Below are 20,088 nucleotides of genomic sequence, written 5' to 3'. Positions count from 1 at the left end.
CGATTACCTCAGCAGAGTGTCTGCCATGATAGCCACGATGCGGGAACAGGCCTGGCCATCCCCAAACGGATTGGCCATCTCTCGTGGCTCAAAGTCCCCGGCTTGCCATAGCTCACTGACTCGCTGGACGATGAGTTCCTCATCCGTTCCCATCAGTTGTGCGTAACCGGAATCGACAGCCTCGGGGCGTTCCGTTTCTTCACGCAATACCAGCAGTGGCACCCCATAGGTTGGCGCCTCTTCCTGCAAACCTCCAGAATCCGTCATAACCAACCATGCATCAGCGATAGCCTGTTGCATCGCCAGATAATCCAGAGGCTCAGTCAACGTGACATTGGATAAATGACCAAGCAGTGGGTAGACAACCTGCTTGATGACGGGGTTTAGGTGTACCGGGAAAAGCACTCGCATGCCGGGATTGGCGGTAGCAAGCCGCGCGATGGCACGGCAGATTCCCGCAACTTCATTGCCCCAATTTTCGCGCCTGTGTACCGTCACCAGCAAATGTCCCGGTTGATCTCCTTTACGTTTGATACCGTGACGTTTGCTGGCCCATAACTGGGCATCAATGACAGTATTGCCAGTCACATGTACCCTCTCTGTCGGTACCTGTTCAGCCAACAGGCTATCACGCGCGCGATCCGTCGGCGCCATATGTAATTGGGCCAGACGCCCAATCATCTGGCGAAGACCCTCTTCAGGAAAAGGGCGATCGAGGCGATAAGTACGCAATCCGGCCTCAACATGAGTAATGGGAACCTGATGATAGAAGGCGGTCAAGGCCCCCAAAAAGGCGCTTTCTGTATCCCCCTGGACAATCACCATGTCCCACTCGACTTGCACCATCAATGACTCGAGTTGAGCACGACACCCCTGACTGAAATCAAACAAGCTGGAACCATGACGAAACAGAGCATAATTGGGGGTAATGTCAAAACAATCAAGCACTTGAACAGCCATGCTATCATGCTGACCGGTATGCACCCAGCATACATCGGCCCATGGCTTCTGCTTGAGAGCATGGTAGAGAGGGGCAAGCTTGATTATTTCCGGGCGGGTACCCGACACCATCATGATCTTTTTCATCACAAGCAACTCCATTCAAAAAATCCGAGATCACTACAGTCGGTTGAACAAATCAGTTATTAGCTGCCCTGTATGACTGTTCAAATGACTTCAATAATTAAAAATGCTGGAGAGGATGAGAACGCAGGAGAAAACCCCCACTGACGACAGACTAAAAATACAGTCCGTGTACAAAAACAGCAGTCGCCTATCAGCACCACGAGGGTTCAGGAGCGGGCCAAATTGTGCAGATATCTTGCATGAACCAGACCGGGAGCTACCTGTATCTTGTGGTGAGTCATCTAAACCTCACGAAAAGGCAGCCCAGCCATCTCTAAAGAGATCTGTAACTTTCCGGACCCGGTTCACATCGGGGGTGGCAAGGTCTCCAATTCTGTCCAAAGGATAATAATTAGTCAACTCTATAGTGTGACAACTTATTACTTCATCCATTGCACTATCAACAACATTAAAATACTGAAACATTGGGTTTACACGGATTTTTCTGCAAAATCATTGCGCTGATATGATATAGCCCTGCACGGGTTGCAGGACTATATCCACATAAATGGCTCAACCTAAGGAGCCGCATCCTGCGTCAATGCTTGATGCGCTGGGCTACCCACGCTTCGAAGTCGGCCAGCATGCGGGTTTCCGACTCGCTGTTGTCGGCGATAAGCTCGGCGCCGTGTACCACCCGGATATGAGCATCGAGCGGGCTTCCCTCACCCGCCGCGGGGCGCTGCTGCGCGGCGGCCATGCAGGCTTGCGCCTGTTGCCAGGCTTCGGCGGCGCTCAGGTTGCATGCCTCGGCCAGCGGCACCGCGCTGAATCCCTCGCCGGTCAGGCTGCGCAGGGTCTCATCGTGACTCATGCCGTTGCCAGGCCCCCAGTAGTGGGCGGCCAGATCCGGCCCGATACGCGGATTGTCGGTGAGGTAGCCATCACGCTTGAGGAAATAGGCGCGGGTCTGCTCCACCGCCATCAGCGCCAGCAGGTAGCCGTGATAGGCGCAGGCCGACTCCTGATTAAGGAGGTGCGGAATGGCCAGCAACGGGCGTGGGCTCTCGACCCCGAGGATCTTGCGCTCCCACTGGCGGGCCAGCGCCAACACAGCCTCGGGGGTGCGCTCGGCCTCACCCATAGCGTAGAGATCCCGCTCGAAGTAGGCCACCAACGCGATCTGGCGCTCGTTAAAAGCGCGAAACGGCTGACGCGCTTCAATCATCTCCTTGATGAGGGCGTCGGGAACAGCCTCTCCTGCCGCATTTCTAGCGTAACGTTTGAGCCAGTCGGCATCGTCCAGCAGGCTGTCGCAGAACATCGACTGGGTCTCGGCATAAGCCATGGAAGTTGGCGGGAACTCCTGGGAGAAGCAGGGGGCGTTGCCGGTGACATTGGCAAAATGCGCGGCGTGCCCCCCCTCGTGGAACAGGGTATTGAGGCCACTCCAGCCGCTGCCCACCTGCGCCGGATCGGCCAGGCTGGTGAAATTGACCACCGCAGGCACCCAATCCCCTTGCTGGAAGAAGCTCGGAACCGGGCCGTGGCAGAAGCCGTTCTCGTATTTCCCCTCCCGTGTCAGCAAGTCCAGCGTCAGGGTCGCCCCGCGATACTGGATGCCGAGACGACGGAAGCTCTCGACCCAATCTCGCAGCGCCCGCGAGAAGGGCACGTAAGGATCGAGCTGACGGGTCACGTCGCCGCTCACGCTGTAACGCAGGTTGTGAGGCAGCAGGGCCGCCTCGCCCTTGGCGGCCTTCAGCTCGGCCAGGCTCTGCTGCAACCGAGCGTCGGTGCGGGCAATAAAGTCGTCGAGGATGGCGAACAGCTGCTCCGGGCTCATCTGCTCGTTCTTGCGCACCTTGTAGTCGAAGTAGTCGCGATAGCCCATGGCGCGGGCAAAGCGGTTGCGGATCGCCACCACCTCGAGAAAACCGTTGCCGACCACCCACTGCTCCAGGGTGTGGAACATGGCGAGCGCGCTCTGGCGCACCGCCTCGTTCGGACTGGCGGCGAGCGAGGTACTGGCGGCAGGCAGGCTGCCAGCGACCTGCTGGCCCTGCTCATCCAGCAGGGTCAGTTTCAGCCCCTTGCGGCGGGCGAACAGCGCCGCCTCGGCGGCTACCAGCTCATCCATCAGGGCGGATGCGGCGGGATCTTCAATCACATTGCACTCGAAGAAGGCGATCCAGCCTTGCAGACCGCGCTTGAGATCATCCTCGTCGGCCTGCGCCAACATCTCCCGCAATTCGGGCAGACGGGCCGGATTGGCACAAAAGGCCTTGTAGGCCTGCTCGGCCGTGGTGAAACCGGCCTGATCATCGCTGGTGCCCATATAGGTGGACCAGAAGAGATCCTCCTTACGCCTGTGCACCTGCAGGTAGTCGGCGTTGAGCTGGTTGAAGTAATTCCTGGCAATGGAACTCATAAATTCCCTCTTGTTATGGGGTCACCCGCAGCGGGGCCCACTCCTTTTTTTGAAGAAATGCCAAACCATTCACACTCTTTGGCAAAAATTGCGCTGGGATGCGCATCAACACGCTACCAAAAAGTGGGGGTTGCTGTCTGCTGACTATACTGATGTTAAAACGCTCATTTGAGAAAGCTCGGCAAGAGACTGAAAGTAAATGAGTTGTTAACTCTTACGAACTGGCTGCCGCGGTACAGAGCCACATAAAATCAACAGGGAAATGAGGGTTTAGTCATGTTCAAGCTCGGTGATATTACCGTGAGCCGCAAATTGATTTTGCTGCTCGCACTGGCGTTTGTCGGTTTTGTCTCGCTACTGCTTATCTCGGCCAACGCGCTCCAGCGCAATCTGATGAGCGAGCGAGAGGCGCGGCTCAATGCGGTTCTGGAACAGGCCATGAGCCAGATCCAGTTTCTGGCCAGCACCCTGCCAGCAGAGCAGGCCCAGCAGGAGGCACGCAAGCTGCTGACCAACACCCGCTTTGATGGCAACAACTATTTATTCGTCATCGACGAGAACCGCACCATGGTGGTTCACCCCATTCGCCCCGAACTGGTCGGCCAGAAGATGGGTGAAGGGGGGGCCGCCACCGCTGGTCAGTTCTGGTATCAGATGGTGGATATCGCCAAAGGGGGCAAACAGGGCACCCTGCAATATGTCTGGACAGGCCCATCGGGCGAAACCGCCGACAAGCTCTCCATGGTCTCCGGCTATCAGCCCTGGGGCTGGATCCTCGGTTCCGGCATGCTGCTGCAAGATATTCAGCAGACCATCTGGGCCCAGTACATGAAGATGGGGACCGCCACCGCCATCGTGATCCTGCTGATGGGGCTGCTGGGCTGGCGCATCACCCACTCCATCGTCTCCCCCCTCAGCCAGATCAACCACGCCATGCAACGGGTCGCCAAGGGGGATCTGGTGGTAAGCATCCCGGTTCAGGGCAAGGATGAGCTGGGAGTGGTCGCCCGCTGCACCAACCAGAGTCTCGATGCCATCCGTCACGCCCTGCTGGAAGCCAGCCAGGGAGCCCGCAACGTGGCGGATGCCGCCCTGCGCATCGCCGCCTCCGCCGAGCAGACCAATCAGGCGGTCACCAGCCAGCGAGATCAGCTGGCCCAACTCGCTACCGCCATGAACGAAATGAGCGCCACCATCTCCGATGTGGCCGGACACGCCGAAAATACCGCGCGGGATACCCAGGAAGCGACCGGAGAAGCCGGGCTCGGCAACCGCGACGTTCACGCCAGCGTGCACGGCATCAAGGCGCTGGCCACCGAGGTGGAGCAAGCCACCCAGCAGGTCAACCAGCTCAAGGAGGGGGTAATGCAGATCAGCGAAGTGACCGCCGTCATCAGCGCCATTTCGGAGCAAACCAACCTGCTGGCCCTCAACGCCGCCATCGAGGCAGCCCGTGCCGGTGAGCAGGGCCGCGGCTTTGCCGTGGTGGCCGACGAGGTGCGCCAGCTGGCCAGCCGCACTCGCCAATCCACCGAAGAGATCCAGAGTACCATTGCCCAGCTGCAGCAACGGGCCGTCACCGCCGCCAACGCCATGGATACCAGCCGCAAACTGGCGGAGAGCAGCGTCAACCAGTCCCAGCAGGCGGGGCAGGATCTCACCCTGATCGTCAACCACATCCAGCATGTAAGCGACATGGCGACCCAGATCGCGACCGCCGCCGAGCAGCAGAGCATGGTGGCCGAGGATATGAACCGCAACGTCAGCGGCATCAACGACTCGGCGCTGGAGATGTCCCAGTCCGCCTCGCAACTGGCGCAGGAGAGCGAGTTGCTGGCCGGTCTCTCCCGCAGTCTGGATGAGCGACTTGCGGTGTTCAAACTGGGCAAGGAGTCAGCTGCAGCGCCAATGATGGCTCCCGTATCTCCCCCCTCCGGAGAGCAGCGCGCCCGTCATTGATGGCGTCAACCCGTGTCGCCTTGTCACCCGACCTGCCAGACAAGCTGGCAGGTTTTTTTTACGCCGCCAACACGCAATCAGCATGCACCTTATCGGCATATTCAACGTTAATCGGCGCCATTCACAGATAAGAGAACAATTTAAAAACAGCCAGTTAGAATGATTTTCGCGCCATTGAATGGCGCATTTAAACATTTAACTTCAAATAATTAATCAATGCAGTGCACAATGCTGACGGCCGAACATTTGGCCCATCACTAACCATCTAGTCATTTGGCAAACTGACCGAAAGGTCGGGACGCAAAGCCTCCGGTCTACAGACGTTTTGTCCAGGATAGCGGGGTCGCCACACGCAAGTGTGCATCGGGGAACTCCCCGGCCAACTGACTGCCCACATCTATCGAACAGAGGAATGTATGGCAGCAAAAATCCAACTTAATCACATCGCAGCGGTGCTGGCCCTGCTGGCCAGCGGCAGCGCCCTGGCCCACGGCTACATCAGCCAGCCAGAGAGCCGCAACTACCTGTGCAAAACCGGCGGCAACAGCCAGTGTGGCGGCGTGCAGTGGGAACCCCAGAGCGTGGAGGGCCCATCAGGCTTCCCGCAAACCGGCCCACAGGATGGTCAAATCGCCTCGGCGGGTAGCCCGCGCTGGAGCGAGCTGAACATCCAGACCAGCGACCGCTGGACCAAGCGTGAAGTACAGCCCGGCCCCTTCGCCATCAGCTGGACCTTCACTGCCAACCACGTCACCCGCAACTGGCGCTACTACCTCACCAAGCAGGACTGGAACCCCAACCAGCCGCTCACCCGCGCCTCGTTCGACCTGACCCCCTTCTGCGTTATCGACGGCAATATGGTGCAGCCGCCCAAGCAGGTGACCCACAACTGTGTCCTGCCGGAGCGCACCGGTTATCAAGTGATCCTCGGCGTGTGGGAAGTGGGCGACACCAGCAACAGTTTCTACAACATCATCGATGCCAAGTTCAAAGATGGTAGCCAACCACCGCTGGAGTGGAGCCAGGCAGGCACCATCTACCCCTCCATTGACCTAGCAGTGGGTGACAAGGCGATGACCCGGGTATTCGATGCCAACGGCGAGCGCCCCGAGCTGCAGACCGTACTGACCATCACCACCGCCGAGCAGGGCCAGAAGAACAGCTGGGCTCATGCCCTCGCCAGCAAGATCAACGCCGAGCAGAGCCTGATCCGCGCCGGTCAGCCAGGAGCCGATGGCCAGTTCAATCCGGTCTACGGTATGAACCCCGTCTATCTGCATCGAGACAGCAAACTGGATCGAGTCGAGATTGACCTGCAACAGCAGCAACCGCCGGTGGTGGACAGTATCAGCGTCAGCGGTCTGGCCAGCGACTATGTGCTGGACAACGGCAAGGCAACCCTCGATTTCACCGTCACCGCACAGGGCGATCTGGCCGTCTCCAACACCCTCTATGACCACGGCGGCGTGGCCAAGGGTGAAAGCAGTGCAGATATCAAAGACAGCAGCCACACCTTCACCATGGCGCTGGAAGGACTCAAGGCAGGTCACCACCAGCTGGTGATCAAGGCCACCCCGAAAGCGGGCGGCGAGACCATCCAGCAGACCATGGATCTGATGTTCAAGGATCAGAGCAGCGGCGAATATGACTTCGTCTTCCCGAACTCGCTCAAATCCTATGCCGCCGGTACCAAGGTGCAGCAGCCGAAAAATGGCAAGGTCTATCAGTGCAAGCCCTTCCCCTACAGCGGCTACTGCCAGCAGTGGACCACCACCGCCACCCAGTACGAGCCGGGCATCGGCTCCCACTGGCAGATGGCGTGGGATGAAGTGAAGTAACTCGCCACCGGATAGCAGAAGGGGAGCCATTGGCTCCCCTTCTGTCGTCTCTTCCGATTCAAATCTGGAAGTCGAGGGCGGGCTCGCTGCCCATGGCGCGGGCCTGAATATCCGCCAGCGCCAGCTCGGGGTTGCAAAGCTGGATAAACTGCCAGGCAAAGTTGTGCTGGAACTGCCCCTGCTTGAGGCCAATCCAGGCGGTGTGGGGGGCAAACAGATGGCTGCCATCAAGCTGTACCAGCCCCTGATCGCGCTGTGCGTCGAACGCCATATCGGCCAGTATGCCGACCCCCATCTCCAGCTCGACATAGGTCTTGATGACATCGGAGTCCTGCGCCGTCAGCAGGATCTGCGGCTCGATGCCAGCCGCAGCAAAGGCTTCATCCACTCGCACCCGCCCGGTCAACCCGGCTTGATAGGTGACGATGGGCCAGTTGGCCAGCGCCGCCAGCGTCAGATCCCGCTCGCCAGCCAGCGGATGTTGCTCGGGCACCACGATATTGTGGTGCCAGCGGTAGTAGGGAAATGCCACTACCCCTTCGCTCTTGTCGAGCTGCTCGCTGCTGATGCCGATATCCACCTCGCCGGTCTGCACCAGCCGCACTATCTCCTCCGGGCTGCCCTGACGCAGCTCCAGCTGCACCAGCGGGAACTGCTCGCGAAACGCCTTCACCACCCGCGGCAGGGCATAGCGGGCCTGGGTATGGGTGGTCGCCACCAGTAAACGTCCCGAGTCGCGGTTGGCAAAGGTGCTGGCCAGTTTGCGGATGTTGTTGGCGTCATTGAGAATGCGCTCGGCAATCACCAGCAACTCCTTGCCAGGCTCGGTCATTCCGAGCAGCCGCTTGCCGTAGCGGATAAAGAGCTCGATACCGAGCTCCTCTTCCAGCTCGCGGATATGGCGACTCACCCCGGATTGCGAGGTAAAAAGGGCGTTGGCCACCTCGGTCAGGTTGTAATCCCGCCGCGCAGCCTCCCGGATAATGCGTAACTGCTGAAAATTCACCTTGTCGCCTCCTGCGAAGAGTGGGCGACACAAGCTACTCGCCCCTCTCATTTTTGTTATTTGGCCGGGATCATGCCCGGCTGACAGCCTGAACCGGGCGGCCACACCGCCCGCAACACAGCATCAAATCTGATAGTCGGGATAGAACTGCGCCTGTCTGGCCACCAGCTTCACCCCCTGACCCGGGGCAAACAGTTTGGCCGCCTCCTTGCTCAGCTCCGCCTCATAGTGGGCCCCTTTGGTTTCGCCATCGCCACGCAGCTCCACCCGAATGCGTGGCCCCATGGGCAGCAGGCGGGTAATGGTGGCGCGGATCCCGCCCGGCGCATCGGCTGGCAAGATCTCCAGTTCATGGGGGCGGACATAGGCGATGGCGGCACTGCCGTGGGCCAGATGAGAAGCCGACGGCCCGCCGAGCAGTTGCTCGCCGACACCGAATCCCTGCTCCGCCACCCGACCGCGGAACTGGTTCACACTGCCGAGGAAGCTGTGGACGAAGGAGCTGGCGGGCTGGTCGTAGACCTCGGCCGGGGTGCCGATCTGCTCGACCCGTCCGGCGTTCATCAGCACTACCCGATCCGCGACCTCCAGCGCTTCTTCCTGATCGTGAGTCACAAACAGGCTGGTGACATGCAGCTCGTCGTGCAGCTCGCGCAGCCAGCGGCGCAGCTCCTTGCGCACTTGGGCATCGAGGGCGCCGAAGGGTTCATCCAAGAGCAGTACCTTGGGCTGTACCGCCAGCGCGCGGGCCAGCGCGACCCGCTGACGTTGACCGCCGGAGAGCTGGGTCGGATAGCGTTCGGCCACATGGCTGAGTTGCACCAGATCCAGCAGCTCCTTGACCCGGGCACGAATGGCCGCCTCGGCCGGGCGCTCGCTGCGCGGTTTGACCCTAAGGCCAAACGCCACGTTCTCGAATACCGTCATGTGGCGAAACAGGGCGTAGTGCTGGAACACGAAGCCGACGTTGCGCTCGCGTACATGTAGGTCGGAAGCGTCCTCACCGCGGATGATGACGCTGCCACTGTCGGCCTGCTCCAGCCCGGCGATGATCCGCAGCAGGGTGGTCTTGCCGCAACCGGAGGGGCCGAGCAGCGCCACCAGCTCACCGTCGTGAAAGTCGAGGTTGATGTCCGCCAGCGCCGCGTACTGATTGAAATGCTTGTTGAGTTGTTGAACCTGAATGCTCATGGCTGCCTCTTTAAAACGGTGATCAGTGAGATTTGGTGGGCTGGGCACGCAGCCGGGCCAACAGGGTTTCCCCCAGCAGGGTGAAGATCCCGAACAGAGCCAAGAGGCTTGCCACTGCAAAGGCGGCGCCAGTCTGGTACTCGTTGTAGAGGATCTCGATATGCAGCGGCAGGGTATTGGTCTGGCCGCGAATATGACCGGAAACCACCGACACCGCGCCAAACTCCCCAACCGCGCGGGCGGTACAGAGCAGCAGGCCGTACATCAGGCTCCAGCGAATGCCGGGCAGGGTGACGCGCCAGAACATCTGCAGACCGCTCGCCCCCAGCATGATGGCCGCCTCCTCCTCTTCCGGGCCGCGCGCCTCCATCTGGGGCAGCAGCTCGCGCACCACGAAGGGCACGGTAATGAAGGTGGTGGCCAGGATGATCCCCGGGGTGGCGAAGATGATCTTGATGTCATGTTCGCTCAGCCAGTCACCGAACCAGCCGCGGCTGCCGAACATCAACACCAGCATCAGACCGGCGATCACCGGCGACACCGAGAAAGGCAGATCGATGATGGTGATGAGCAGCTGCCGACCGGGGAAGCGGAAACGGGCGATGGCCCAGGCCGCCGCGATCCCGAACAGCAGGTTGAGAGGAACGGCGCAGAGCGTCACCAGTGCGGTGAGACCGAGGGCGCTCAGGGCATCCGGCTCGCTGATGGCGTGCCAGAAGAAGACCAGCCCGGGGCTCAGCGCCTGAATAAAGACGGTGGCCAACGGTAGCAGCAGCAGGGCGGCAAACCAGCCGAGACCAACCGTGATGAGCAGCCACTTGACCCACTGGGGCTCGCGGATCACGGTCGGAGCCTTGCGCACGGGAGCAACCTCCACAGGGGCGACTTCAAGGGCGAGTGTCGATGCGTTCATATCCGGCTCCCTCCGATACGAGACCAGCTCCAGGCCTGCAACTTGTTGATTAGCAGTAACAAAATGAATGAGATCAGCAGCATCACCACGGCAATGGCAGAGGCGCCGGCATAGTCGTACTCCTCCAGATGGCTCATGATCATCAGCGGTGCGATTTCCGAGACCATCGGCAGGTTGCCGGCGATGAAGATGACGGAGCCGTACTCCCCCACTGCACGGGCAAACGCCAACGCAAAGCCGGTGAGCAGGGCCGGGATCAGGGTCGGCCAGAGCACGTGGATAAAGGTCTGCCAGCGATCGGCGCCGAGGCTGGCGGCGGCCTCCTCCTGCTCGCTCTCAGCCTCTCGCAGCACCGGCTGCAGGGTACGCACCACAAACGGCAATCCGATAAAGGTGAGGGCAATCACCACCCCAATGGGGTTATAGGCGAGCTGGATGCCGAGCGGCGCCAGCAACTGGCCGATCCAGCCGTTGGGGGCGAAGATGGCGCACAGGGCGATGCCGGACACGGCGGTCGGCATGGCAAACGGCAGGTCGATCAGCGCATCCACCAGACGACGACCGGGGAAGGTGTAGCGCACCAGGATCCAGGCCAGGATCAGGCCAAACAGGCTGTTGAGCAGCGCCGCGACAAAGGCCGCACCGAAGCTCAGGCGAAAGGAGGCGAGCACCCGGGGTGAACCGATCACCTGCCAGAACTCGGCGGCGGTCAGGTTGTTGACCGCAAACAGCACCAGGGCCGAGAGCGGCAACAGCACCAGCAGGCCCAGATAGAGCAGGCTGAACCCCAGGGTGGGGCCAAAACCGGGCAGGACAGAATAAGAACCAAATCGCATAACACATCCATCTGTTATGAAGAATTTTCGATATGGTGATTCTGCGCACTCCCCTCATCGGCAACAAACATCAATTGCGACTTTGCTAATCACTTTTTTGTCTAACCGCAGAGTCACAAGGCTCTTGGCGCACTCCAAATAAAAAAAGGTCTTTTATATAAATAAAAGACCTAAGAAATGGAGCAATACGGAGCGGAGCATTCAAAGAACGGGGGCATGGAGTAGCCAGCGAACAGCGCGCTCGCCAACCCTCCAACCACTTCACAGATACCTAGCGAAAGCCCAATACGACCGGCTGGGGCGATGCGATCTTGACCGGTGCCACTACCAGCTCACCACGGCGGTAGAGTGCCCCCAGCAAATGCAGCCCCTGATGCCAGTCCCCATGACCTGACTGGGCATTGATATGGCCCGCCTCACCGGCATCGAACAGCGGCACCTGCCACTGACGGCTCCAGTATTCGGCCCGTTCAAAGCTCATCCAGGGATCATTGCGGCTGGCCACCAGCTGGGCCGACACCTGCAGCGGCCCGGCCAAGGCCTCATCCGCAATGCCAAAACGGGCGGGATCGGCGGGCGCCACCAGAAAGATCGAGGCCACCTTCTCCGGCTGCAAGCGGGCCGCCGCAATGGCAGTCAGCGCGCCAAAAGAGTGAGCCACCAGATGGACCCGGCTGCGGCGACGTTTCAGCTTGCTCGCCAGCTTGGCACTCCAGACCCTGAGGTCCGGCTTGTCCCAAGGTAGCCCGGTCATCCGCTGCCATTGGGGAAAATGATCGTGCCAGCGGCTCTGCCAGTGATCCGGCCCACTGTTGTGCAGACCGGGAACCAGGAGGATCTTGTTCATCTTGGTGCTCCTATCGGCTGGCACAGGGGCCAGTTCAGTGATGGATAACGAAGCTATCAACGACCCGGCTGGTAGATCTGGTCAAACAGACCGCCCTGGGCGAAGTGTTTCTTCTGGGCTTTCTCCCAATCCCCTTCCAGATCCTTGACGGTAAAGAAGGCAAGCTGCGGGAACTGGGCCGCGGTCTCCTTCAGGATCGCCGGGTTGCTGGGGCGATAGTGATGTTTGGCGACGATATGCTGCCCCTCGTCAGAGTAGAGATAATCGAGATAGGCCTTGGCCACCGCTTCGGTACCGTGCTTCTTGGCCACCTTGTCCACCACCGCGACCGGCGGCTCCGCCAGAATGGAGACCGAAGGCACCACCAGCTCGAACTTGTCGCTGGCCCCCGCCTGACCAAGCACCAGCAGGGCTTCGTTCTCCCACGCCAGCAGCACGTCACCAAGACCGCGCTCGGTAAAGCTGGTGGTGGCACCGCGGGCGCCTGAGTCCAGCACCTTCACGTTCTTGAAGAGATCGCCGACAAACTGCTTGGCCCCCTCTTCACTGCCGCTCTTCTTCAGGGCATAACCCCAGACGGCCAGATAGTTCCAGCGGGCACCACCGGAGGTCTTGGGGTTGGGGGTCACGATGGCGACATCCTTGCGCACCAGATCATCCCAATCCTTGATCTGCTTGGGATTGCCCTTGCGCACCAGGAAGACAATGGTGGAGGTATAGGGCGAGGCGTTGTTGCCGAGGCGACTCTGCCAGTCGGCAGCGGTCAGCCCCTCCTTGGCGATTGCGTTGACATCGTAGGCCAGCGCCAGCGATACCACGTCGGCCTCCAGTCCATCCACCACGGCGCGGGCCTGCTTGCCGGAGCCACCGTGAGACTGGCTCACCACCACGTCGTCGCCGGTTTTGGCCTTCCACTCCTTTGCAAAGGCGGCGTTGTACTCCTGAAACAGCTCGCGGGTCGGATCGTAAGAGACGTTGAGCAGGCGGATCTCGGCGGCATTGGCCTGGCCAAATGCCAGCAGAGAGAGCAGGGTCAGGGCGGTCATTCGCAGTTTCATGGTGATACTCCATATCTTGTTGGGTTGAGAACAGCATGCCGTGGAGTTGTTATGCCCAGAAGAAAGAAATAACTCTTTGCTTATCTCTTTTGCTCATATCAACTCAGCCACCCGCACCGGGAGCCAGACGCAGACTCTGTGAGCCATGCCTCTCAGTGACCTCAAGCGCTGTGCCATCATGGGAACAAGGCAGGCAGATGACGAAAAGGAAGTCGTTATGTGGATCAATGCAGAACCGGTCAACGGAGCCCTGGTCTCGCTGGCCATCGGCCTGATTATCGGACTGGAGCGGGGCTGGCAGGTGCGCCAGCTGGGGGATAACCAGCGCATCGCCGGGATGCGGACCTACGGCCTTATCGGCCTGCTTGGCGGGGTCTGCGGTTTGCTGCTGCCGACTCTGGGCCCCTGGCTGCCACTGCTCGGCCTGCTGGCGGTGGTGATCGGCTGCGGCCTCTCGGTCTGGCTGGCCCAACGCTGGCAAGGGGAGTTCGGTCTCACCAGCTCGGTAGCCATGCTGCTCACCTATCTACTGGGGCTGATGTCGGTACTGCTGAGCCCGAGCGAGGCGGTGGCCTGTGCCGTGCTGGCCGCCCTGCTGATGGGACTCAAGGGCAAGATCCAGCAGGGGATGCTGTTTCTGAGCGAAACCGAATTCCACGCCACCCTGCGCTTTCTGCTCATCTCGCTGGTGCTGCTGCCGGTGCTGCCCAACGAAGAGATGGGGCCGCTTGATGCCTTCAACCCCTTCAAGATCTGGCTGATGGTGGTGGTGATCGCCGGCATCTCCTTCTCGGGTCACTTCGCGGTGCGGCTGCTCGGCACCCGCGCCGGGCTGGTGCTCACCAGCATACTGGCGGGGCTGGCCTCCTCCACTGCCCTTACCCTGCAGTTCGCCCGCCTCAACAAGGAACAAGGGGGGCTGGAGCGGCTGCTGGCCACCGGTATCCTGCTGGCAGGGGCCACCATGTGGCTGCGGCTGCTGGTACTGGTGCTGCTCATTCACAGCGAGCTGGCGATGCGCCTCGCCGCCCCGCTCGTGTTGCTGGCGACCACGGTGTACGGCTTTGCCTTCTGGTTCTGGCGCCAGCGCGAGGAGCTGACTGACGGCCCGGTACAGCCGGAAACCAGCAACCCGCTCGATCTGGCCACTGCCATCAAGTTCGGCCTGCTGCTGGCGTTGATCGGTTTTATGGCCACCCTGTTGCAGAGCAAGGTGGGCAACTCGGGGGTCTATCTGCTGTCGCTGGTCTCGGGGATCACCGATGTGGACGCCATCACCTTGTCGCTCTCCCAGCTCTCCCACAAGGAGTTGGCGCTGGAGGTGGCGGCCCGCGGCATCCTGCTGGCCGGACTGGTCAACTCGCTGGTGAAGGGGTTGCTGGCCCTCGGCATAGGCGGTCGCAGTCTGGGGCTGCGGGTGCTGCTCCCCTACTTCGTCTCGGCCCTGCTGATCCTCCCCCTCGTCTGGCCGGCAGGATGACGGGGATCACCTGCCAGAAGTGACAGACTGACGCCCCTCCCGCTTGTCACGTATACTGCCCCCTCTTGCAGCATGAGGAGGTAGCAATGGCGAGCGACTGGGACAAGGTACTGGCAGGTGGGGCGCTGGACAGCCAGAGCGAGGAGATAGCGAACGACCGGATCCGCGGTCAGGCGCTGCTGGCCCGGCTCAATGGTTCATCGGCGGGTGATACCCCTCTGCGCCAGCAGATCTGCCGCGAACTCTTTGGTCACTGCCCCGACTCCTGCTGGATCAGCACGCCGTTCACCTGCGAGTTTGGCCGCAATATCCACATCGGCGAGAAGACCTTCTTCAACTTCAACATCACCATTCTCGACGTGGGCGAAGTGCACATCGGCAGCCATGTGCTGCTGGCCCCCAACGTGCAGATCTACACCGCAACCCACACCATGAACTATCTGGAGCGACGCAACTGGACCGCCTACAACAAGCCGGTACGGATCGGCGATGACTGCTGGATTGGCGGCGGCGCCATCATCTGCCCCGGCGTCACTATAGGGCCGCGCTCCATCATTGGCGCAGGCGCCGTGGTGACCCGCGACATCCCGGCCGACTCGGTGGCGGTGGGAAATCCGGCCAAGGTGATCCGCACTCTCAAGCAGGATGAGGAGCGCTGCTGGGAGCTGGCCCAGTGATGGCGCTGGCGCTGCTGCCACTGGGCGCCGCCCTCTGGCTAGGCCTCGGCGAGCAGCAATGGTGGCCGCTGGCTGCACTGCTGACCATGAGCCTGCTCACGGTGGCCGCCTACGCCTGGGACAAGCGGCAGGCAGTGCGCGGTGAGTGGCGCATTCCCGAATCCCGCCTTCACCTGCTGGAGCTGTGCGGTGGCTGGCCGGGCGCTCTGGTGGCCCGCCAGTGGCTGCGTCACAAGACCCAGAAGCGCAGCTACCGGCTGGTCTTCTGGTTTATCGTGCTGCTGCACCTGACCCTGTGGGGACTCTGGCTTGGCCGGCCACTCTGGCAGCAATAGCCAACTGCATCACAAAGGCGAAACGGGCCCCATTGCGACCAATTGGCGGCTATGAGAAAACAGAACGGATCCCATCAGCGTTTTCGCCGTTTATAGACGACAAGGAGTCGTGACATGACCATGTGGACAGGCATAGTCCTGATCGTATTTATCAGCGTATTGTTCGGATACCTCGGCAAGCGGGCTCGCTATCAGATGGGGGATGCCCGCATTACCGACCGCCTCGGCAAGCAGGATCTGGTTATTCGGGAGCTGCAGGAGCGGGTCGCCAATCTGGAGGCGATCGTCATCGAAGAGGAGAAGCGGCGCCCGTTTCGGGAGCTGTGATTTTTCGCCATCAGGCGTCAGATAACCAAAATTCAAATCAAAGAAAGAGGGCTGCATGATGCAGCCCTCTGTCGTTTCAGCAGATTCAGATCGCCAGCGGCAGCAACTCGGCATAGTCGCGGATCGCCGGAAAAGCGGTGATGCTCTGCTCCGGCTTGCAGCTATCCGGATTCTGGATCGCCAGCTGGTAGCCGATGCCATAGTCGGCGGCAGCCCGCAGGATCCGCTCGCTGTCATCCACAAACAGGGTGCGGGCCGGATCGAACGCCAGCTGCTGTGCCAGCGCCTGCCAGCAGTGCTGGCTCTCCTTCGACCAACCCAGTTCGTGGGTACTCACCATCAGATCCAGATGCTCGGCAAGACCGAGCTGCGCATCCTTCACCGACAGGCTGGCGGGGTGGGCATTGGTGAAAAGCACCAGCTGCTTGCCCGCGGCGCGTAGCGCGGCCAGAAAGGGGATGGCGTGGGGTCGCCACTGGATCTTCGCCAGCAGCTCCTGCTTGAGGGCACGAATATCGAGCCCCAGGGTCTCGCTCCAGTAATCCACGCAGTACCAGTTGAGGGTGCCGTTGACGGCGTGATAGTGGACGTCGATCTGCGCTTTGGCTTCATCCAGCGGCAGCCCGAGTCGCTCGGCGTAACGCTCCGGCACCAGCTGCTGCCAGAGGTGGTTGTCAAAATGCAGATCGATCAGGGTGCCATCCATATCGAGCAAGACGGTATCTATCTGGTGCCATGGCAAGGTGGTGGAACGGGAGTGTGGCATCGGGCCTCTTGATCGCGGATCTCGGAAAACGGGGCGGCAGTATAACGGATTTTTCCTCCCCCTTTGCCATCCCTGGCCCGTGGTGTTCGGTGTGAGAGTCGTTTACTCTTGAAGCACGATTTTTTAACGAGCAGCCAGCGTCCGATGAGCGACCCCAACAAGAGCAAACCCGAGCACATCTCAGCCGACCAACTGGATCACCCCAAGAGCAAGCCGGAGATCCTCAAGGCCGAGATCGTCGCCGAGAGCCGGCTGTTCAGAGTGGAGTCCCTCCACCTCAAATTCTCCAACGGTGAGGAGCGGGTCTACGAGCGGATGCGCGGCGGCAATCGTGGCGCCGTCATGGTGGTGCCGCTGTTCGATGCCCACACCCTGCTGCTGGTGCGCGAATATGCCGCCGGCACCCACTCCTACGAGCTGGGCTTCCCTAAAGGGCTGATCGACCCGGGCGAAGATGCCTTCGAGGCGGGCAACCGGGAGCTGATGGAGGAGGCGGGCTTTGGCGCCAACAGCCTGACCTTGCTGAAGCAGGTGTCGCTGGCGCCCGGCTACTTCTCCAGCCGGATGGATATTTTGCTGGCCCGGGATCTCTTCCCCGAGCAGCGGATCGGCGACGAACCGGAACCGCTGGAGGTGATCCCCTGGCCCCTCAACCGGATCGACGAATTGCTGGCGCGACCCGACTTCACCGAGTCGCGCAGCATCAGTGCCCTGCTCTTGGCCCAAAAGTGGCTGGCGGAGCAGGCAGAATAGCCCGCAGACGGGCAGTTAACAGACAGAGGATAACGAGATGCAGGAGTTGTTGGCCTGGGTGCCGGGGGTCAAGGAGATTGCCCGCGAAGCCGGAAGGATCCTTCACGACATCTATCACGGCGGTCAGTTCGAGCGTCAGCTGAAGGAGGATGCGACCCCGGTCACCAGTGCCGATCTTGCTGCCGATGCCTACCTCAAGCAGGCGCTCTCGGCGCTCACTCCCCACGTTCCCGTGCTGACTGAAGAGGCGGCCGACATCCCCTTCAGCCAGCGATCCAACTGGCGGCAGTACTGGCTGGTGGATCCCCTCGACGGCACCGGCGAATTTATCGCGGGCAGCGGCGACTTCGCCACCCTGATCGCCTTGGTGCGGGACAATGTGCCGGTGCTCGGGGTCATCTATGCTCCCGAGTCCAACGTGCTCTACTGGGCGGTGCGCGGCTACGGCGCCTTCAAGGAGGTGAATGGCGAGGTACTGCCCATCAGCGCCATGCACCACGAGCATGACCAGCCCGACTCGCTGGTAGTTGCCATCAGCCGCCGCCAGAAGCTGGAGAACCTCACCCGCCGCCTCAACCCGGCCATCAACTACGAGCTGATCCCGCTTGGTTCCAGCTCCCTCAAATCCTGTCTGGTGGCGGAAGGGGCGGCCGATTGCTACGTGCGGCTCGGCCCCACCGGCGAGTGGGACACCGCCGCCGCCCAGTGCATCGTCGAGGCGGCCGGTGGCCGTATCCTCAGCCTGGCGTTGCAGCCACTCAGCTACAACGAAACCGAGTCGCTGGAGAACCCGGACTTTATCGTGATGGGGGATCCGGATCTCGCCTGGGGTAGCATTCTGGCCCACTAGGCGGATAGCGATGTCATCACACCAGACAAGCAGGCGGCCCGATGGCCGCCTGCTTTTTCAGGGAAGTTGCCCCGGGTGATGGCCGGTGTGATCCGCTGGTCAAGGCGCTCTTGAACAGCGTGATACGCTGGCAAAGCGGCAAAATGATAGTGAAACATCACAATCGGTCGGCGAGAAATGGTGCGATTTTTCACGTAATCCTGAAAACACCTGATTAGCCAAAATAAAAAAATGATAGTAGATCAAATTTTGGTTTTATATTTCACAAAAATCACCAATGTCAGTTTTGTTCCATTCTGTGAACCAGATTCCATTCCCAATCTCGCTGGCTAAACCCCGCAATGGCAGTGATATGTTTCAGTCTCGCTTTTTGAGAATTAAATCCCGATAAACCACAATGAACTCAGATTAAAACACTAACAAAAAGTGAATTAGTAATGAGTTTATCTGTAGAGGCTACCAAGGAGCTATCCGGTTCCTGCTCCACCACGTCCAGCACCACCCGCTGGCGCCGTCACGACACCCACTGGGTCATCAGTCTGTTTGGCACCGCCGTTGGCGCCGGTATCCTGTTCCTGCCCATCAATCTGGGTCTGGGCGGGATCTGGCCTCTCGTCATCGTCGCGGTACTGGCAGGCCCCATGACCTTCCTCGCCCACCGCGGGCTGGCGCGCTTCGTGCTCTCCTCTTCACGTCCCCACGCCGACTTCACCGAAGTGGCGGAGGAGCATTTCGGCAAGATGGCCGGTCGGCTCATCTCGGCGCTCTACTTCCTCTCCATCTTCCCGATCCTGCTCATCTACGGGGTCGGGCTGACCAACACGGTAGAGAGCTTTATGGTCAACCAGCTCGGCATGGCAACCCCGGATCGGGTGATGCTCTCCGGCGTGCTGGTATTTGCCATGATCGCCGTGATGCTGGCGGGTGAGAAAGCGATGCTGCGCGCCTTCGCCTTTATGGTCTATCCGCTGGCGGCCATTCTGGCGGCGCTCTCCTGCTACCTGATCCCTCAGTGGCAATGGCCGGAAGTGACCGCGTTTGAAGGGGTCAGCTTCCTCAACACCGTCTGGCTGGCGCTGCCGGTCACCGTGTTCGCCTTCAGCCACGCCGCCGCCATCTCCGGTTTTGCCAACGTGCAGCGCCGTGAATATGGCGAGCAGGCGGAAGCCAAGAGCGGTCTGATCCTGCGCAACACCACAGTAATGCTGGTGGGCTTCGTGCTGTTCTTCGTCTTCTCCTGCGTGCTGAGCCTCTCGCCAGCCCAGCTGGCTGAAGCCAAGGCCCAGAACGTCTCGGTGCTCTCCTATCTCGCCAACATCACCGACAACCCGGTGATTGTGACTCTGGGGCCGCTCATCGCCTTTATCGCCATCAGCTCCTCCTTCCTCGGTCACTTCCTAGGTGCCCGCGAAAGCCTGAAAAGCCTGATCGCCAAGCCCACCGGCCTGCCGCTGGCCAAGGCGGACAAGCTGGGCATCGCCCTGATGTTCTTCGCCATCTGGGGCGCTGCCGTCATCAACCCGGGCATTCTGGGGCTGATGGAGACCCTCTCCGGCCCGGTCATCGCCATGATCCTGTTTATCATGCCGGTGATTGCCATCTACAAGGTGGAGGCGCTGGCCCGCTTCCGTCACGGCTGGACCAACGGCTTTATCCTGCTGACCGGTTCGCTGGCGGTATCGGCGCTGATCTTCAGCCTGTTGAAGTAACGACTCGCAGCAGATAACAAAGAGAGGCGACCCCGGGGTCGCCTCTC

Annotated in this window: 19 protein-coding genes and 1 riboswitch; of the genes, 9 read left to right on the top strand and 10 right to left on the bottom strand. The window is 60.6% G+C overall.

Translation table 11 applies throughout. The features are described 5' to 3' along the window. Positions 1-3: 3 nt before the first annotated feature. Both wecB and AB5Y83_RS20375 read right to left on the bottom strand, forming a co-directional pair. A complete protein-coding gene (gene wecB / locus AB5Y83_RS20380; protein WP_368175861.1) occupies positions 4-1,101 on the bottom strand; it encodes a non-hydrolyzing UDP-N-acetylglucosamine 2-epimerase in 1,098 nt (365 codons plus the stop codon). Positions 1,102-1,663: 562 nt separating this feature from the next. Further along, the gene (locus AB5Y83_RS20375; RefSeq protein WP_368175860.1) at positions 1,664-3,496 is read right to left on the bottom strand and encodes a M3 family metallopeptidase; all 1,833 of its coding nucleotides are present in this window, start codon (positions 3,494-3,496) and stop codon (positions 1,664-1,666) included. 276 nt (positions 3,497-3,772) lie between these two features. Here AB5Y83_RS20375 and AB5Y83_RS20370 point away from each other — a divergent pair, with 276 nt between their 5' ends. Continuing rightward, complete coding sequence (locus AB5Y83_RS20370) at positions 3,773-5,455, top strand: methyl-accepting chemotaxis protein (RefSeq protein ID WP_268011582.1); 1,683 nt, start codon at positions 3,773-3,775, stop codon at positions 5,453-5,455. 265 nt (positions 5,456-5,720) lie between these two features. Further along, positions 5,721-5,806, top strand: a riboswitch (cyclic di-GMP riboswitch). 65 nt (positions 5,807-5,871) lie between these two features. Further along, positions 5,872-7,293, top strand: coding sequence for an N-acetylglucosamine-binding protein GbpA (gbpA, locus tag AB5Y83_RS20365; protein ID WP_368175859.1), 1,422 nt, complete (start codon positions 5,872-5,874; stop codon positions 7,291-7,293). A 58-nt stretch (positions 7,294-7,351) separates the two neighbouring features. On the opposite strand, the gene cbl is transcribed toward gbpA, so the two are convergent. From cbl to AB5Y83_RS20335, 6 genes are all read right to left on the bottom strand, one after another. Further along, a complete protein-coding gene (cbl, locus tag AB5Y83_RS20360; protein WP_040067353.1) occupies positions 7,352-8,299 on the bottom strand; it encodes an HTH-type transcriptional regulator Cbl in 948 nt (315 codons plus the stop codon). A 123-nt stretch (positions 8,300-8,422) separates the two neighbouring features. Further along, complete coding sequence (locus AB5Y83_RS20355) at positions 8,423-9,490, bottom strand: sulfate/molybdate ABC transporter ATP-binding protein (RefSeq protein ID WP_123173833.1); 1,068 nt, start codon at positions 9,488-9,490, stop codon at positions 8,423-8,425. A gap of 22 nt (positions 9,491-9,512) precedes the next feature. After that, on the bottom strand, positions 9,513-10,403 hold the full coding sequence (gene cysW / locus AB5Y83_RS20350) for a sulfate ABC transporter permease subunit CysW (protein WP_041209036.1): 891 nt from the start codon (positions 10,401-10,403) through the stop codon (positions 9,513-9,515). Next, on the bottom strand, positions 10,400-11,239 hold the full coding sequence (gene cysT, locus AB5Y83_RS20345; RefSeq protein WP_368175858.1) for a sulfate ABC transporter permease subunit CysT: 840 nt from the start codon (positions 11,237-11,239) through the stop codon (positions 10,400-10,402). The genes cysW and cysT overlap by 4 nt, the downstream gene beginning before the upstream one ends. A 271-nt stretch (positions 11,240-11,510) precedes the next feature. After that, positions 11,511-12,086, bottom strand: coding sequence for an alpha/beta hydrolase (locus tag AB5Y83_RS20340; RefSeq protein WP_058056497.1), 576 nt, complete (start codon positions 12,084-12,086; stop codon positions 11,511-11,513). A 56-nt stretch (positions 12,087-12,142) separates the two neighbouring features. Further along, entirely contained in the window at positions 12,143-13,144 is a 1,002-nt protein-coding gene (locus tag AB5Y83_RS20335; RefSeq protein WP_335863704.1) for a sulfate ABC transporter substrate-binding protein, read from the bottom strand. Between the two features lie 217 nt (positions 13,145-13,361). On the opposite strand from AB5Y83_RS20335, the gene AB5Y83_RS20330 reads away from it, so the two are divergent. From AB5Y83_RS20330 to AB5Y83_RS20315, 4 genes are all read left to right on the top strand, one after another. Beyond that, the gene (locus tag AB5Y83_RS20330; protein ID WP_335863705.1) at positions 13,362-14,624 is read left to right on the top strand and encodes a DUF4010 domain-containing protein; all 1,263 of its coding nucleotides are present in this window, start codon (positions 13,362-13,364) and stop codon (positions 14,622-14,624) included. Positions 14,625-14,710: 86 nt separating this feature from the next. After that, positions 14,711-15,301 (top strand): sugar O-acetyltransferase, encoded by a 591-nt coding sequence (locus AB5Y83_RS20325; protein WP_335863706.1) that lies wholly within the window; start codon positions 14,711-14,713, stop codon positions 15,299-15,301. Continuing rightward, on the top strand, positions 15,298-15,636 hold the full coding sequence (locus AB5Y83_RS20320; RefSeq protein WP_128834893.1) for a DUF1294 domain-containing protein: 339 nt from the start codon (positions 15,298-15,300) through the stop codon (positions 15,634-15,636). Before AB5Y83_RS20325 ends, AB5Y83_RS20320 begins: the two co-directional genes overlap by 4 nt. Positions 15,637-15,750: 114 nt before the next feature. Beyond that, positions 15,751-15,963, top strand: coding sequence for a hypothetical protein (locus tag AB5Y83_RS20315; RefSeq protein WP_005348798.1), 213 nt, complete (start codon positions 15,751-15,753; stop codon positions 15,961-15,963). A gap of 85 nt (positions 15,964-16,048) precedes the next feature. Here AB5Y83_RS20315 and yrfG read toward each other — a convergent pair whose 3' ends face one another. Continuing rightward, a complete protein-coding gene (gene yrfG, locus AB5Y83_RS20310; RefSeq protein WP_368175857.1) occupies positions 16,049-16,729 on the bottom strand; it encodes a GMP/IMP nucleotidase in 681 nt (226 codons plus the stop codon). Positions 16,730-16,873: 144 nt separating this feature from the next. Here yrfG and nudE point away from each other — a divergent pair, with 144 nt between their 5' ends. Continuing rightward, on the top strand, positions 16,874-17,482 hold the full coding sequence (gene nudE, locus AB5Y83_RS20305; protein ID WP_335863709.1) for an ADP compounds hydrolase NudE: 609 nt from the start codon (positions 16,874-16,876) through the stop codon (positions 17,480-17,482). A gap of 37 nt (positions 17,483-17,519) precedes the next feature. Further along, the gene (gene cysQ / locus AB5Y83_RS20300) at positions 17,520-18,332 is read left to right on the top strand and encodes a 3'(2'),5'-bisphosphate nucleotidase CysQ (protein WP_042053272.1); all 813 of its coding nucleotides are present in this window, start codon (positions 17,520-17,522) and stop codon (positions 18,330-18,332) included. Here cysQ and AB5Y83_RS20295 read toward each other — a convergent pair. After that, positions 18,329-18,526 (bottom strand): hypothetical protein, encoded by a 198-nt coding sequence (locus AB5Y83_RS20295; RefSeq protein ID WP_236294710.1) that lies wholly within the window; start codon positions 18,524-18,526, stop codon positions 18,329-18,331. The two genes, cysQ and AB5Y83_RS20295, sit on opposite strands and share 4 nt — an antisense overlap. A 243-nt stretch (positions 18,527-18,769) precedes the next feature. Between AB5Y83_RS20295 and AB5Y83_RS20290 the strand changes: the two genes are divergently transcribed. Beyond that, on the top strand, positions 18,770-20,041 hold the full coding sequence (locus AB5Y83_RS20290; RefSeq protein ID WP_088870226.1) for an aromatic amino acid transport family protein: 1,272 nt from the start codon (positions 18,770-18,772) through the stop codon (positions 20,039-20,041). Positions 20,042-20,088: the final 47 nt, after the last annotated feature.

This window comes from Aeromonas sp. R5-4 (assembly GCF_040908215.1).
Lineage (GTDB): Bacteria > Pseudomonadota > Gammaproteobacteria > Enterobacterales > Aeromonadaceae > Aeromonas > Aeromonas veronii.
Note: the sequence above shows the minus strand (reverse complement) of the source record. Positions and strands in the feature narration are given on the sequence as shown.

Excerpts from the sequence above, each read along its gene's own strand:
- wecB (WP_368175861.1), bottom strand. The coding sequence starts at position 1,101 with ATGGAGTTGCTTGTGATGAAAAAGATCATGATGGTGTCGGGTACCCGC.
- AB5Y83_RS20375 (WP_368175860.1), bottom strand. The coding sequence starts at position 3,496 with ATGAGTTCCATTGCCAGGAATTACTTCAACCAGCTCAACGCCGACTAC.
- AB5Y83_RS20370 (WP_268011582.1), top strand. The coding sequence starts at position 3,773 with ATGTTCAAGCTCGGTGATATTACCGTGAGCCGCAAATTGATTTTGCTG.
- gbpA (WP_368175859.1), top strand. The coding sequence starts at position 5,872 with ATGGCAGCAAAAATCCAACTTAATCACATCGCAGCGGTGCTGGCCCTG.
- AB5Y83_RS20355 (WP_123173833.1), bottom strand. The coding sequence starts at position 9,490 with ATGAGCATTCAGGTTCAACAACTCAACAAGCATTTCAATCAGTACGCG.
- cysW (WP_041209036.1), bottom strand. The coding sequence starts at position 10,403 with ATGAACGCATCGACACTCGCCCTTGAAGTCGCCCCTGTGGAGGTTGCT.
- cysT (WP_368175858.1), bottom strand. The coding sequence starts at position 11,239 with ATGCGATTTGGTTCTTATTCTGTCCTGCCCGGTTTTGGCCCCACCCTG.
- AB5Y83_RS20340 (WP_058056497.1), bottom strand. The coding sequence starts at position 12,086 with ATGAACAAGATCCTCCTGGTTCCCGGTCTGCACAACAGTGGGCCGGAT.
- AB5Y83_RS20335 (WP_335863704.1), bottom strand. The coding sequence starts at position 13,144 with ATGAAACTGCGAATGACCGCCCTGACCCTGCTCTCTCTGCTGGCATTT.
- AB5Y83_RS20330 (WP_335863705.1), top strand. The coding sequence starts at position 13,362 with ATGTGGATCAATGCAGAACCGGTCAACGGAGCCCTGGTCTCGCTGGCC.
- AB5Y83_RS20325 (WP_335863706.1), top strand. The coding sequence starts at position 14,711 with ATGGCGAGCGACTGGGACAAGGTACTGGCAGGTGGGGCGCTGGACAGC.
- AB5Y83_RS20315 (WP_005348798.1), top strand. The coding sequence starts at position 15,751 with ATGACCATGTGGACAGGCATAGTCCTGATCGTATTTATCAGCGTATTG.
- yrfG (WP_368175857.1), bottom strand. The coding sequence starts at position 16,729 with ATGCCACACTCCCGTTCCACCACCTTGCCATGGCACCAGATAGATACC.
- nudE (WP_335863709.1), top strand. The coding sequence starts at position 16,874 with ATGAGCGACCCCAACAAGAGCAAACCCGAGCACATCTCAGCCGACCAA.
- cysQ (WP_042053272.1), top strand. The coding sequence starts at position 17,520 with ATGCAGGAGTTGTTGGCCTGGGTGCCGGGGGTCAAGGAGATTGCCCGC.
- AB5Y83_RS20290 (WP_088870226.1), top strand. The coding sequence starts at position 18,770 with ATGAGTTTATCTGTAGAGGCTACCAAGGAGCTATCCGGTTCCTGCTCC.